This window comes from Mycolicibacterium gilvum (assembly GCF_900454025.1).
In the GTDB taxonomy this organism is placed as follows: domain Bacteria; phylum Actinomycetota; class Actinomycetes; order Mycobacteriales; family Mycobacteriaceae; genus Mycobacterium; species Mycobacterium gilvum.
This window is the reverse complement of sequence record NZ_UGQM01000001.1, coordinates 5318614-5332758: the sequence shown is the minus strand read 5'-3', so window position 1 is coordinate 5332758 and position 14145 is coordinate 5318614. Positions and strand designations below refer to the sequence as shown.

Below are 14145 nucleotides of genomic sequence, written 5' to 3'. Positions count from 1 at the left end.
CACGTCGTCCGTCGTCGGACGACCGGTGCTGCGGGCCTACTGCCTCGGCAGTGGTGGAAGAGACCTCCGGCGTTGGAACGGCGACCGGAGGTTTGATGAACGTAAGTGGACTCGAGTGGGGCATCACGCTTGCCGTGACGATCGGCATCCTGCTCTTCGATGTGCTCGTGATCGGGCGCAGACCCCATGAACCCTCGAAGCGGGAGACCGGGACCGCGCTGACGATCTACATCGCGCTCGCCATCGCGTTCGGCGTCTGGACCTGGACTTTCCACGGCAGCGAGTACGGCGTCGAGTTCTTCGCGGGCTGGCTCACCGAATACAGCCTCTCGGTGGACAACCTGTTCATCTTCCTGATCATCATGGCCAGCTTCAAGGTGCCGCGGATCTACCAGCAGCAGGCGCTGCTCGTCGGCATCATCCTGGCGCTGATCTTCCGCGGCATCTTCATCGCGCTGGGCGCCGTGGCCATCGAGCAGTTCTCCTGGGTGTTCTACCTGTTCGGCGCGTTTCTGCTGTACACGGCGATCAAGCTGGTCAAGGACACCGACCACGACGACGACGGCGACAACGCGGTCGTGCGGTTCGCGCAGAAGCGGATGAAGTTCACCGACACCTGGGACGGCCTGCGGCTGTGGGTGCACGAGAACGGTCAGCGGCTGATGACGCCGATGTTCCTCGTCATCGTCGCGCTCGGAACCACCGACCTGCTCTTCGCGCTGGACTCCATCCCGGCCATCTACGGCCTGACGCAGGAGCCCTACCTGGTCTTCACCGCGAACGTGTTCGCTCTGATGGGCCTTCGCCAGCTGTACTTCCTGCTCGGCGACCTGCTCAAGCGGCTGGTGTACCTGTCCCAGGGGCTGGCGTTCATCCTGTTCTTCATCGGCGTGAAGCTGGTGCTGCACGCGCTGCACGAGAACGAGGTGCCGTTCATCAACGGCGGCGAGAACGTGCCGGTGCCCGAGATCCCGACCCTGCTGAGCCTGGGCGTGATCATCGTCACCCTGCTGATCACCACCGTCGCGAGCCTGTACAAGACGCGGGTGCACGACGTGCGCAAGAACGGCACGTCAGAGGGTTCTGAGGGTCCTGACGCGGTCGACGACACCGAGACGCCGCACGGCGACCGCGCCCGGTGAGCGTGCGATTGTTGCACTCACGCTGATCGCAGCACTTTCACCGCACCCGGCCGGCTGGATAGCGTGGCCGGGTGCGGCTTTTTCTGCCTGATCCCGATGAACCTGGCGGCGTGAGCGAGCTCACCGACAATCAGCGCGGTGACCAGCAGATCGTCCGCGTCGCGGCCCCGGACCTGCAGAAGGCCCGCAAGGTGTGCGCCAGGATCAGGGAAGACGCCCGCGACGTCGCCGTCATCCTCGACGTGACGGTGTCGGTGGCCGGCGACTTCCGCGCCGCACAGCGGGTGCGCGGACCGGCGACGGACACCGATGCCGACACGGTGCACTACGTCGGCACCCTCGACGGCCTGGCCAATCTGATCTCCGACATCGCCTCGGCCGGCGTGGCCGACGGCGTCACGCTGATACCCGCGTCACCGCGCCAGGACGTCGAGACGGTCGGACGCGACATCCTCGGACGTCTCACCGGGCGAGACCAGCCGCGCGCGTCCTGAATCCGGCGGGTCCCCGCCGGCCCGCCGAGCGTGGGGCATATGCACGGAAATCGACGAAAGTGCGTGCACAAGGCCCACCTTCGCGTGCTCACACTCCGTCACCAGTTGTCGTAGCCGCCCTCGGGGCCCAGCATCCGTGCCAGCCGTGTCCGGTTGATCCGGGCCAGCTCGTTGCGGACGATCTTGCGCTCGGTGTCGCGGTCGTGGTGCATCCGGTCACGCATCGTGTAGAGGACCTCGTCGGCGCGATAGCCGTTGACGAACATCACGAACCCGAAGCCGAAGTGGTCGAGGTAGGCCGCCGAGGCGGCGGCGAGATCGGCCATCATCTCCGGGCGTTCGTCGACGATGGCGCACTGCTCGGCCTGCGACTTCTCGCTTCCCGGACGTCGCCCGACATCGGGGTACGCCTGCAGGATCGAGTCGATCGACTCCTCGGACAGCCCGAACAGCAGGTCGTCGGCGAATTCGAACAGCTGCTCGTGGTCGGCGAACGGGCGTGCCCGGCACAGGTCGGCGGCCAGCGGCACGCTGTAACAGCATTCGAACACCGCGTGCACGGCGCGGCGCATCGGCATCGCGTTGAACGCGTCGAGGCCTATTCCCTGATGCAGCAGCACATCGCCATGATCGGCGCGTCACGCAGCGCGGGCGTTACGCCGTGTTACGGCCACGCAAACTTCTGTCCCGTGTGAGCTAGTGCCCCTCGGTCTTGAACCTCTCGATGGACCGGTTGATCTCGGCCTCGGCCTCTTCGCGGCCCACCCAGTCGGCGGCCTTGACGAACTTGCCCGGCTCCAGGTCCTTGTAGTGGACGAAGAAGTGCTTGATCGCGTCGAGTTCGAAGTCCGACACGTCGCCGATGTCCTGGATGTGGTCCCAGCGCGGATCGGCGAGCACGCACAGCACCTTGTCGTCGCCGCCCTTCTCGTCCTCCATCCGGAACATGCCGACCGGACGCGCCTCGACGATGCAGCCGGGGAACACGGGCTCGGGGAGCAACACCAGCGCGTCGAGCGGATCGCCGTCCTCGCCGAGGGTGTCCTCGATGTAGCCGTAGTCCGTCGGGTAGCCGAACGACGTGAACAGATAGCGGTCCAGCTTGACCTTGCCGCTCTCGTGGTCCACCTCGTACTTGTTGCGGGAACCCTTCTGGATCTCGATGAGGACGTCGAACTGCACGCGTGACTCCTAGTGCGCTGGGACAGGGGCGTCTGCTGACGACGCGGGTCAACATTAAACGAGGGATACGCTGCTCTACAGGGGTGGTTCTGGCCAGTCGTTCGAGAGCAGGAGATTCATGCGGCCCACCGGGTGGCGGCGGTCCACGTATGTGGTGGTCGGGGCGGTCGTCGCACTGCTGGTGGTCGTCCTGGTCGCGGCGGCCGCGCTGGTGGCCGGCCGAGAGTCCGACGAGAACGTGGCCGTCGACCCCGTTCCCGCACCGGCGACCGCCGATCCCGGCGTCATCACCGTCTCGGACTCCGCGGACGTCCCCACCGAACGGGGCCTGGCCGACGCGCTGCGCGGGGTGGCCGCCGATCCGAACCTGGGCAGGTTCACCGGACGGATCACCGACGCGCTGACCGGGAAGCAGCTGTGGGCGCAGGGTGCGGACGTGCCCATGCAGCCGGCGTCGACGAACAAGCTGCTGACGGCCGCGGCCGCCCTGGTGACACTGGACCGCGACGCGCGCCTGACCACCCGGGTGGTGTCGACGTCCCCCGGCGTCATCGTGCTCGTCGCCGGCGGTGACCAGACCTTGTCGGCGGCGCCGGCGAAGGAGGACACCTGGTACCGCGATGCGGCGCGCATCTCCGATCTCGCCGATCAGGTCCGGCGCAGCGGGGTCGACGTCAGGTCCGTCCAGGTCGACGTCAGCTTCTATACGGGACCGACGATGGCGCCGGGCTGGGATCCGCTCGACATCGACGGCGGCGACATCGCCCCGATGGAGGCGATCATGCTCGACGGCGGGCGTACCCAGCCCGTGAGCGTGGAGTCGCGGCGCTCGCGGACCCCGGCGCTGGACGCGGGTCGGGCGCTGGCCACCGCGCTGCGCCTGGACCCCGCGAAGGTCACCGTGTTGCCGCCCGGTCGCTCGGCCCCCGACGGCGACGAGATCGCGTCGGTGCAGTCGGCGCCACTGATGGAGCGGCTGCGGCAGATGATGCACGCCTCCGACAACGTGATGGCCGAATCCATCGGCCGCGAGGTCGCCGACGCGCGGAACCGTCCGAGGAGCTTCGCCGGCGCCGCCCAGGCGGTCGAGGACGCGCTCGACGACGCCGGCATCGACACCAGCGGCGCGCGGCTGCTCGACTCCAGCGGGCTGTCCGTCGACAACCGGTTGACCGCCGAAACGCTCGACGAGATCATCCAGGCCGCGGCGGGGGAGTCCACCCCGGCGCTGCGCCCGCTGGTCGACCTGCTGGCCATCGCCGGTGGCAGCGGCACGATGTCGAACCGCTACCACGACACCGAATCCGGCAGGGCCGCACTGGGATACCTGCGCGCCAAGACCGGATCGCTGACCGGAACCAACACGCTGGCCGGAATCGTCACCGATGAGAGCGGCCGGGTGCTGACCTTCGCGCTGCTGTCCAACGACGCCGGACCCACCGGGCGGACGTCGCTGGACGCGTTCGCCGCCACCCTCCGATCCTGTGGATGCCGTTGATGACACCGAAGACGCACTCCGATTCCGGCACATCGCGGTTCTCCGTCGGGCACGCCGTGGACTGGAACCTCGCCGCCACCGTCGGCGGGAAGCTCGCCCGCCAGGAACCGAAGGCGACCGACTACACGCGCCGGCAGGCGATCGAGCAGTTGGCCCAATCGGCACGCGATTCCGAGATCCCGGTGCGGGAAGTGACCGGTCTGATCGAGGGCGGCGAGATCCCGGAGGCCCGGATCGTCAACCGCCCGGACTGGATCCGGGCCGCCACCCAGTCGATGCGCGCGATGACCGGAGGAACCCACGACCGCGACGTCAAGCCGCGCATGATCACCGGACGGATCGCGGGCGCGCAGACCGGCGCGGTGCTGGCGTTCGTGTCGTCGGGGATTCTCGGCCAGTACGACCCGTTCTCCGGCGACGGTGAGCTGCTGCTGGTGTATCCGAACGTGATCGCCGTGGAACGTCAACTCCGGGTGGTGCCCGAGGACTTCCGGATGTGGGTGTGCCTGCACGAGGTCACCCACCGGGTGCAGTTCCGGGCCAATCCGTGGCTCGCCGAGCACATGTCGGGGGCGCTCGCGGTGCTCACCGAGGACGGCGGGGAGGACCTGACCAAGATGGTGGGCAGGCTCGCCGATTACGTCCGCGACCATCAGGTCGTCGTGAAAAACGGTGAGCCCGAACTCAATTCGACCGGGATCATCGGACTGCTGCGGGCGGTGCAGTCGGAGCCTCAGCGCCAGGCGCTCGACCGGCTCCTGGTTCTGGGCACCCTGCTCGAAGGGCACGCCGAACACGTGATGGACGCGGTGGGGCCGGCGGTGGTGCCGTCGGTCGCGACGATCCGGCAGCGGTTCGACCAGCGGCGGCAGCGCAAACAGCCACCCCTGCAACGCCTTCTGCGGATCCTGCTCGGTGTCGACGCGAAGATGAGCCAGTACACGAAGGGCAAGGCGTTCGTCGACGAGGTCGTCGGCAAGGTCGGGATGGAGCGGTTCAACGCCATCTGGACCGACGCCGACACCCTGCCGCAGCCCCGGGAGATCGACGAGCCGCAGAGATGGATCGATCGGGTCCTGTAGTCGAACTGCGTACGGCGCTGGTCGACTTTGCCCGGACCCATCGCGTCGCGCCGCCGTGGTGCGTGGCGTTGTCGGGCGGGCCTGATTCGCTGGCGCTGACCGCCGTCGCGGCGACACTGCACCCGACGACGGCGCTGATCGTCGACCATCGACTGCAACCCGGTTCTGCTGATGTCGCCGCCGCCGCGCGGGAGCAGGCGCTGGCGCTGGGATGCGTTGCCGTGCAGGTGCTTCCGGTCAGCGTCGGTGCGGAAGGTGGCCCCGAGGCGGCGGCGCGTACGGCGCGTTACCGGGCGCTCGACGACGCCCGTGAGGGTAAGCCGGTGCTGCTGGGGCACACCCTCGACGATCAGGCCGAGACGGTGCTGCTGGGGTTGGGACGCGGATCGGGCCCGCGCTCGATCGCGGGGATGCGTCCCTACGACCCGCCCTGGGGCCGTCCGCTGCTCGGGGTGCGCCGGGACACCACCCACCGCGCCTGCGCCGAACTGGGCCTGAACCCCTGGCAGGATCCGCACAACCTCGACCCCCGGTACACGCGGGTGCGGTTGCGCACCGAGGTGCTGCCGCTGCTGGAGGACGTACTCGGCGGCGGGGTCGCCGAAGCGCTGGCGCGCACCGCCGCCGCGTTGCGCGAGGACACCGACGTCCTCGACGCGCTGGCCGCCGAGGCGGTCGCACCCGGGGACGCCGACCTCGACGTGACCGCGCTGGCGGACCTGCCCGCGGCGCTGCGCCGCCGGGCGGTCCGCGGATGGTTGCTCGCCGCGGGCGCGCGCGACCTCACCGACACGCACCTGCGTGCCGTGGACGCCCTGATCACCGACTGGCACGGACAGGGCGGCGTCGCGGTACCCGGCGGGTTGACCCGCGAACGACTTTTCGTTGCGCGCAACCGGAACCGGTTGGGGATGTACCGCGAACCGGTCGCGCAACGGCAAGGCTAGGCTGTCGGTGTGCCTGCGCATACCGCCGACTTGTATTCCGGGGACATCAAGTCGGTGTTGCTGTCCGAAGATCAGATCAGAGCCAAGACCGCGGAACTGGCGGCGCTGATCGCCGACGACTACCAGGACCGTGAATCCGGGCAGGATCTGCTGCTCATCACCGTGCTCAAGGGCGCGGTCATGTTCGTCACCGACCTGGCGCGGGCCATCCCGCTGCCCACCCAGCTGGAATTCATGGCCGTCAGTTCCTACGGTTCGTCGACCTCGTCGTCCGGTGTGGTGCGCATCCTCAAGGACCTCGACCGCGACATCAACGGCCGCGACGTGCTGATCGTCGAGGACATCATCGACTCCGGGCTGACCCTGTCGTGGTTGCTGCGCAATCTGGCCACCCGCGGGCCGAAGTCGCTGCGGGTGTGCACCCTGCTGCGCAAGCCGGAGGCGGTGCGCGCCGAACTCGACGTCGAATACATCGGCTTCGACATCCCGAACGAGTTCGTCGTCGGATACGGCCTCGACTACGCCGAGCGCTACCGCGACCTGCCCTACATCGGCACGCTCGATCCGAAGGTGTACGAACCTTAGATCTCGGCGCATGATGACGGGATGGCCGACACTGCTCTGCGCATCTGCCCCTTCTGTGAGGCCACCTGCGGTCTGACCCTGACCATCGACGACGGCCGCGTCGTCGGTGCGCGCGGGGACCGCGACGACGTCTTCTCCGCCGGTTTCCTCTGCCCGAAGGGCGCGAGTTTCGCCGAGCTCGACAACGATCCCGACAGGTTGTCGGCGCCGCTGGTCCGCCGTGACGGCGTCCTGCGGGAGGCGACGTGGGACGAGGCGTTCGCGGCGATGGCCGACGGTCTGTCCGGGGCGATCCGCGAGCACGGCGGCGCGTCGGTGGGGGTCTATCTCGGAAACCCCAACGCCCACACCGTCGCCGGGTCGCTGTATCCGCCGCTGATCGTCCGGGGTCTCGGTACCCGCCAGGTGTTCTCGGCGAGCACGCTCGACCAGATGCCCAAGCATGTGTCGCTGGGCCTGATGTTCGGCAGTCCCGTCGCGTTCACCGTCCCCGACCTCGACCGCACCAACTATCTGGTGATCATCGGCGCCAATCCACTGGTGTCCAACGGCAGCCTGGCCACGGCCGCCGATTTCCCCGGCAAGCTGCGCAGGCTCCGCAAGCGCGGCGGCAGGCTGGTCGTCATCGATCCCGCCCGCACCCGCACCGCCGAGCTCGCGGACCGTCACCTCGCGCCCAGGCCGGGAACGGATGCGGCGCTGCTGTTCGCGATCGTGCACGTGCTGTTCGACGAGAACCTCGTCGACCTCGGCTCGGTGCAGGACTTCGTCAACGGCCTCGACGAGGTGCGCGACCTGGCCGCGGCCTTCGACCCGGACACCGTCGCCGCGTACTGCGGGATCGACGCCGACCAGATCAGGACGCTGGCCCGCGAGCTGGCGGCCGCGCCGACCGCCGCGGTGTACGGGCGGATCGGGACGTCCACCGTCGAGTTCGGCACCCTGGGCAGCTGGCTGGTCGACGTCGTCAACACCCTGACCGGCAACCTCGACCGGCCCGGCGGGGCGATGTTCCCGATGTCGCCGACCGCACCCGCCCCGCGCGGGCACCGACCGGGTCGCGGGTTCAGCATCGGCCGCTGGCACAGCCGGGTGTCCGGCTACCCGGAGGTGCTCTCGGAGCTGCCCACCCCGGCGCTCGCCGAGGAGATCGAGACACCCGGTGACGGACAGATCAAGGCGATGATCACCATCGCGGGCAACCCCGTGCTGTCCGCACCCGACGGTGACCGGCTGGACCGGGCACTGGCCGGCGTCGGCTTCATGCTGAGCGTCGACCCCTATCTGAACGAGACCACCCGGCACGCCGACGTGATCCTGCCGCCCCCGCCGCCGTCGCGCGCCCCGCACTTCGACGTCGCGCTCAACGCGCTGGCCGTGCGCAACAACGCCCGCTATTCACCGCCGGCGCTGCCGCTCGACGGACGTCCCGACGAGGCACAGATCCTGTCGAGGATCGCGCTGGTGCTCTACGGACTCGGCCACGACGCCGACCCGGCCCTGGTCGACGACCAGGTCATCACGACCACGCTGAGCAAGGAGACCGCCGACGCGACCTCGCCGGTGGCCGGGCGTGCCGTCGACGATCTGATCGCGATGCTGCCCGACGGGCCGGGATACGAGCGTCGCCTCGACATGATGCTGCGCGTCGGGGCCTACGGCGACGCGTTCGGCGCCCGCCCCGACGGGCTCACCCTGGCGAAGCTCAAGGACGCACCGCACGGCATCGACCTGGGTCCGCTGCAGCCCCGTCTGCCGGACCTGCTGCGCACCCCGTCGGGCCGTATCGAACTCGCACCGCCGCAACTGATCTCGGATGTGGCGCGGTTGCGTGACGCGCTGGGACGCCGCGGCGGCGGCTTCGTGCTGATCGGGCGGCGGCACCTGCGCTCGAACAACAGCTGGATGCACAACCTGCCGGCCCTGACCGGCGGCACCAACCGGTGCACGCTGCAGATCCACCCCGACGACGCCGCCGATCTGGGGCTGACCGACACCGCGATCGTCAAGGGCCCCGGCGGGGAACTGGTGGTGCCGGTGGAGGTGACCGACGACATCCGTCGCGGAGTGCTGTCGCTGCCCCACGGCTGGGGCCACGACCGCGACGGCACCGGCCAGAAACTGGCCGCCCGTGCGCCCGGCGTCAACGCCAATCAGCTCAACGACGGGTCGCTGCTGGACCCGCTGTCGGGGACCGCGGTGCTCAACGGGATCCCGGTGGTGGTCGGCCCGGCGAGCTGACCCGTCGGGTGGGTCAGGTGAGCTCCCAGACCACCGTCACCGAGAAGCCGACCGTCTGCTGACCGGGCTCCATCGGCACCGCAGCCTCCATCGCGCGCGGCGCCTGCATCGGGACCGGGGGCGGGGCCCCGCCGGACTCCGCGATCGAGATGACCTTGCCCAGACTCAGCCCCGAGAGCTCGGCGTACTGGCCCGCGCGGTCCTTGGCGTCCTCGAACGCGCGCGCCCGCGCATCGCGGACCAGCTCGGAGTCGTCCTCGATGGAGTACGCGATCGAGTTGATCCGCGCCGCGTCGCCGCCGGTGTTCACGACGAGGCTGATCGCGTCGGACGCCTGCGCCAGGTCCCGGATCGTGACGTTGACGGTGTTCGTCGCCCGGTACGCGGCGATCGCCGTGCCGTTGGAGCCGTACTGCGGTTGCAGGTCGGCCGCGGTGGTGGCGATGTCCGCGCGGTCGATGCCCAGCCCCACGAGGCCGTCGATGACCGCCTGCTGACGTTCGTTGGTCTGGTTCATCGCGGCGGTGGCGTCGGGGCCGAGGAACTCCATCGACGCGTTGACCGTGAGGGTGTCCGGGGTGCCCTGCACCTCTCCCGCACCGACGACGGTGACCTGCCTGCTGTCGGTGCCGGGCGCCGGTGCGGTGCTGCGCGCGTCGCACGCGGTGGATCCGGCCACCGTCAATGCTGCGACGGCGGCGGCGATGAAAGAGTTCCTGACGGTCTTCGCGTGTGCTGGGATCGGCATGCCAGGCACCCTAGCGCCGACTCAGCGCACCGTTGTGAGGAAGTCGACGAGCACCCGCGAGACCTCGTCGGGCCGCTCCTCGGTGAGCCAGTGGCCCGCACCGTCGATCATCACCTCGCGGTAGTCGCCGGTGACGACCTCCCGCACCCGGTCACGCGGGGTGTAGGCCAGCGTGGCGTCCTCGGTGCCGCCGACGAACAGCGCGGGCACCTCGATCGTCGGGGCAGGTGTCTCGGCGGTCAGCTCCCAGTTCCGGTCGAAGCAGCGGTACCAGTTCAGTGGGCCGGTGAAGCCACCGCGGGTGAACTCGTCGACGTAGACGTCGAAATCTGCCTGGCTGATCCAGTCGGGAAGGCCGCCCGGTTCGGGGATGCGATCCAAGAATCCCTGGGGGCCGGCGTCCCCGACCATCTCGGCGCCGCCGGTCGTCAACGCGAACAATCGCCGGAACGTCGTCGCCGGGTCGCGGGCGAGTTCGGCGTCGGCGGGACCGGGCTCCTGGAAGTACAGGATGTACATGAACCGGTCGCCGAAGACGCGGCGGAACGCCTGGGTGGTCGGCACCTGCGGCCTCGGCACCGGCGGCAGGCTCAGCCCGGCGACCGCCGAGAAGCGGTCCGGTTCCAGCAGGGGCGCGCCCCAGGCCACGACGGCGCCGAAGTCGTGGCCGACGAGCGCGGCCCGTTCGGCACCGACGTCATCGAGCAGACCGACGACGTCGGCGGTGAGCTCGGCGACGTTGTAGACGCCGGCGTCGCCGGGTTTGTCGGAGCCGCCGTACCCGCGCTGATCGGGTGCCAGCACGTGGAAGCCCGCGGCGGCCAGCGCGCTGATCTGATGACGCCAGGTGAATGCGAGCTCGGGGAAGCCGTGGCAGAGCACGACGACCGGCGCGCTGCGCTCACCCGCTTCGAAGACACGCAGCGTGATGCCGTTGGTGTGGACCATCCGCGATTGCATGGCCCCCACTCTCGTCGAGAGTGAAACCAGGGTCGCGCATTTCCCGGTTTCACGACCGAGAGTTCACACTGGCGGCCCTGATCGGTTCCCTCCGTGAACTCCGGGAACTGCCAAACGTTGGTCTAGCGGTAGCCTTGACTATTCCAACTGCATGTATTGGAAGGATTGGGCCGGCGGAACCTACCGTCGGCCGCACACATTGATGAACCGGACTCCCGACATGAACTGCACCTCCGCATGAACCGCAAGAATGTGATCCGCACACTCACGGTGATCGCCGTGGTGCTGCTGCTGGGTTGGTCGTTCTTCTACTTCAGCGACGACACCCGCGGCTACAAGCCTGTGGACACCACCATCGCGATAGCGCAGATCAACGGCGACAACGTCAACAGCGCCCAGATCGACGACCGTGAGCAGCAGCTCCGTCTCGAGCTGAAGAACGGCAACGGCGACACCGAGAACAGCACGCAGATCCTCACGAAGTACCCGACCGGGTACGGCGCGACGCTGTTCGAGTCGCTTCAGGACAAGAACATCAAGACCAACACCGTGGTCAACCAGAGCAGCATCTTCGGCACGCTGCTCATCTACATGCTTCCGCTGCTGCTGCTGGTCGCCTTGTTCGTGCTGTTCTCCCGGATGCAGTCCGGCGGCCGGATGGGCTTCGGGTTCGGCAAGTCCAAGGCCAAGATGCTGTCCAAGGACATGCCCAAGACCACGTTCGCCGACGTCGCGGGCGTCGACGAGGCGGTCGAGGAGCTCTACGAGATCAAGGACTTCCTGCAGAACCCGAGCCGCTACCAGGCGCTCGGCGCGAAGATCCCCAAGGGTGTGCTGCTCTACGGCCCGCCCGGCACCGGCAAGACGCTGCTCGCGCGCGCCGTGGCCGGCGAGGCCGGTGTCCCGTTCTTCACGATCTCCGGCTCGGACTTCGTCGAGATGTTCGTCGGCGTCGGCGCGTCCCGGGTGCGCGACCTGTTCGAGCAGGCCAAACAGAACAGCCCCTGCATCATCTTCGTCGACGAGATCGACGCCGTCGGGCGCCAGCGCGGCGCCGGCCTGGGCGGCGGTCACGACGAACGCGAGCAGACGCTCAACCAGCTGCTGGTCGAGATGGACGGCTTCGGCGACCGCCAGGGCGTCATCCTGATCGCGGCGACCAACCGGCCCGACATCCTCGACCCGGCGCTGCTGCGGCCGGGCCGTTTCGACCGGCAGATCCCGGTGTCGAGCCCGGACCTGGCAGGACGCCGTGCGGTGCTGAAGGTGCACTCGCAGGGCAAGCCGATCGCCGAGGACGCCGACCTGGAGGGTCTGGCCAAGCGCACCGTCGGCATGTCCGGCGCCGATCTGGCCAACGTGATCAACGAGGCGGCGCTGCTGACCGCCCGCGAGAACGGCACGATCATCACCGGGCCCGCGCTGGAAGAGGCCGTCGACCGCGTCGTCGGCGGTCCGCGCCGTAAGAGCCGCATCATCAGCGAGCACGAGAAGAAGATCACGGCCTACCACGAGGGCGGCCACACGCTGGCGGCGTGGGCTATGCCCGACATCGAACCGATCTACAAGGTCACGATCCTCGCCCGCGGCCGCACCGGCGGTCATGCGATGGCGGTGCCCGAGGACGACAAGGGCTTGATGACCCGCTCGGAGATGATCGCCCGTCTGGTGTTCGCGATGGGCGGACGCGCGGCGGAGGAACTCGTCTTCCGCGAGCCGACGACCGGCGCGTCGTCCGACATCGACCAGGCCACCAAGATCGCGCGGGCCATGGTCACCGAGTACGGAATGAGCTCCAAGCTCGGCGCCGTGCGCTACGGCAGCGAGCACGGCGACCCGTTCCTGGGCCGCACGATGGGCAACCAGGCCGACTACAGCCACGAGGTCGCCCAGATCATCGACGACGAGATCCGCAAGCTGATCGAGGCCGCGCACACCGAGGCGTGGGAGATCCTGACCGAGTACCGCGACGTCCTCGACACCCTCGCCGGTGAGTTGCTGGAGAAGGAGACGCTGCACCGGGTCGAGCTCGAGGCGATCTTCGGCGACGTGAAGAAGCGCCCCCGGCTGACGATGTTCGACGACTTCGGCGGCCGCGTGCCGTCGGACAAGCCGCCGATCAAGACGCCGGGTGAGCTCGCGATCGAACGCGGTGAGCCCTGGCCCAAGCCGGTGCCCGAGCCCGCATTCAAGACCGCGATCGCCCAGGCGTCGCAGGCTGCCGCCGAGGCGGCCCCCAAGAACGGCGGTAACGGCGCCAACGGTGCGCACGCCCCGGGCCCCGACTACGGCGCCCCGGCCGGTTGGCACGCTCCCGGTTGGCCCCCGCCGCCCGGCGGCCCGCAACAGCAGCAGCCCCCGCCGCAGCAGGGCTACTGGTATCCGGGCCCGCCCCAGCACCAGGGTTGGCAGGGCAACGCGCCGACGCCGGCCTACCCCGGTTACCCCACTTACCAGCCGTACCCGCAGCCCGGGCAGCACGCTCCGCACGGCGGTGCGCCTGCGCCGACCCCGACCGACGATCCCGGTCAGGACAGGGGCAGGGAGAACGGGCACAGGGACACAGAGCGCAGGGACACCGATCGCGGGGACACTAACCGCAACGGCCCGGCGAACGGCTGATAACCCCCGAACGGAGACATCGATGACGCGGTCGCACAACCACTCGGCCACGCTCACCACCCCCGATTTCGACCAGGCCCGCGCCGAAGCCGCGGTGCGGGAGTTGCTGATCGCGGTGGGTGAGGATCCCGACCGGGAGGGTCTGCGGGACACGCCCGCCCGGGTGGCGCGGTCCTACCGGGAGATCTTCGGCGGCCTCTACACCGATCCGGACGAGGTCCTCACGACCATGTTCGACGAGCAGCACGACGAGATGGTGCTGGTCAAGGACATCCCGATGTACTCGACCTGCGAACATCACCTGGTGTCGTTCCACGGGGTGGCGCACGTCGGCTATATCCCCGGGGTCGACGGCCGGGTGACCGGGCTGTCCAAGCTGGCGCGCGTGGTCGACCTGTATGCCAAGCGACCGCAGGTGCAGGAGCGGCTCACCGCACAGATCGCGGACGCGTTGATGCGCAAGCTCGATCCGCGCGGCGCCATCGTGGTGATCGAGGCCGAGCACCTGTGCATGGCGATGCGCGGCATCCGCAAGCCCGGGGCGGTGACGACGACCTCCGCGGTGCGCGGACAGTTCAAGACCGACAAGGCGTCCCGCGCCGAAGCCCTGGACCTGATCCTGCGGAAGTGACCTGTGCCGTGCA

At 69.1% G+C, this 14145-nt stretch carries 13 protein-coding genes; 9 read left to right on the top strand and 4 right to left on the bottom strand.

Features of this window, described 5'->3' with window-relative positions; translation table 11 throughout:
• Window positions 1-95: 95 nt before the first annotated feature.
• Window positions 96-1142: a TerC family protein gene (locus DYE23_RS25080; protein WP_011892302.1), complete on the top strand. Its 1047-nt coding sequence runs from the start codon at window positions 96-98 to the stop codon at window positions 1140-1142.
• Between the two features lie 110 nt (window positions 1143-1252).
• The gene (locus DYE23_RS25075) at window positions 1253-1636 is read left to right on the top strand and encodes a hypothetical protein (RefSeq protein WP_013472909.1); all 384 of its coding nucleotides are present in this window, start codon (window positions 1253-1255) and stop codon (window positions 1634-1636) included.
• Between the two features lie 98 nt (window positions 1637-1734).
• On the opposite strand, the gene DYE23_RS25070 is transcribed toward DYE23_RS25075, so the two are convergent.
• Window positions 1735-2256 (bottom strand): 2-oxo-4-hydroxy-4-carboxy-5-ureidoimidazoline decarboxylase, encoded by a 522-nt coding sequence (locus DYE23_RS25070; protein ID WP_011892304.1) that lies wholly within the window; start codon window positions 2254-2256, stop codon window positions 1735-1737.
• Between the two features lie 76 nt (window positions 2257-2332).
• On the bottom strand, window positions 2333-2818 hold the full coding sequence (locus DYE23_RS25065; RefSeq protein WP_011892305.1) for an inorganic diphosphatase: 486 nt from the start codon (window positions 2816-2818) through the stop codon (window positions 2333-2335).
• 118 nt (window positions 2819-2936) lie between these two features.
• Here DYE23_RS25065 and dacB point away from each other — a divergent pair, with 118 nt between their 5' ends.
• From dacB to DYE23_RS25040, 5 genes are read left to right on the top strand one after another with little or no spacing between them, the layout of a single operon-like run.
• Window positions 2937-4316, top strand: coding sequence for a D-alanyl-D-alanine carboxypeptidase/D-alanyl-D-alanine endopeptidase (gene dacB / locus DYE23_RS25060; protein WP_115328456.1), 1380 nt, complete (start codon window positions 2937-2939; stop codon window positions 4314-4316).
• On the top strand, window positions 4316-5398 hold the full coding sequence (locus DYE23_RS25055) for an Rv3626c family coenzyme F420 biosynthesis-associated protein (RefSeq protein ID WP_115329099.1): 1083 nt from the start codon (window positions 4316-4318) through the stop codon (window positions 5396-5398). Before dacB ends, DYE23_RS25055 begins: the two co-directional genes overlap by 1 nt.
• Entirely contained in the window at window positions 5377-6345 is a 969-nt protein-coding gene (gene tilS, locus DYE23_RS25050) for a tRNA lysidine(34) synthetase TilS (protein WP_115328455.1), read from the top strand. Before DYE23_RS25055 ends, tilS begins: the two co-directional genes overlap by 22 nt.
• A 9-nt stretch (window positions 6346-6354) precedes the next feature.
• On the top strand, window positions 6355-6930 hold the full coding sequence (hpt, locus tag DYE23_RS25045) for a hypoxanthine phosphoribosyltransferase (protein ID WP_013472904.1): 576 nt from the start codon (window positions 6355-6357) through the stop codon (window positions 6928-6930).
• A gap of 21 nt (window positions 6931-6951) precedes the next feature.
• Window positions 6952-9171, top strand: a complete 2220-nt coding sequence (locus DYE23_RS25040; protein ID WP_115328454.1) for a molybdopterin-dependent oxidoreductase — start codon at window positions 6952-6954, stop codon at window positions 9169-9171.
• A 13-nt stretch (window positions 9172-9184) separates the two neighbouring features.
• On the opposite strand, the gene DYE23_RS25035 is transcribed toward DYE23_RS25040, so the two are convergent.
• On the bottom strand, window positions 9185-9919 hold the full coding sequence (locus DYE23_RS25035) for an SIMPL domain-containing protein (RefSeq protein WP_011892311.1): 735 nt from the start codon (window positions 9917-9919) through the stop codon (window positions 9185-9187).
• A 21-nt stretch (window positions 9920-9940) separates the two neighbouring features.
• On the bottom strand, window positions 9941-10888 hold the full coding sequence (locus tag DYE23_RS25030) for an alpha/beta fold hydrolase (protein ID WP_172527839.1): 948 nt from the start codon (window positions 10886-10888) through the stop codon (window positions 9941-9943).
• A gap of 228 nt (window positions 10889-11116) precedes the next feature.
• Here DYE23_RS25030 and ftsH point away from each other — a divergent pair, with 228 nt between their 5' ends.
• Together ftsH and folE are read left to right on the top strand one after the other, a co-directional pair.
• Window positions 11117-13501 carry an ATP-dependent zinc metalloprotease FtsH gene (gene ftsH / locus DYE23_RS25025; protein ID WP_115328453.1) on the top strand — a complete coding sequence of 795 codons (2385 nt, stop codon included), beginning with the start codon at window positions 11117-11119 and terminating at the stop codon, window positions 13499-13501.
• A gap of 22 nt (window positions 13502-13523) precedes the next feature.
• Window positions 13524-14132, top strand: coding sequence for a GTP cyclohydrolase I FolE (folE, locus tag DYE23_RS25020; protein ID WP_115328452.1), 609 nt, complete (start codon window positions 13524-13526; stop codon window positions 14130-14132).
• Window positions 14133-14145 lie beyond the last annotated feature (13 nt).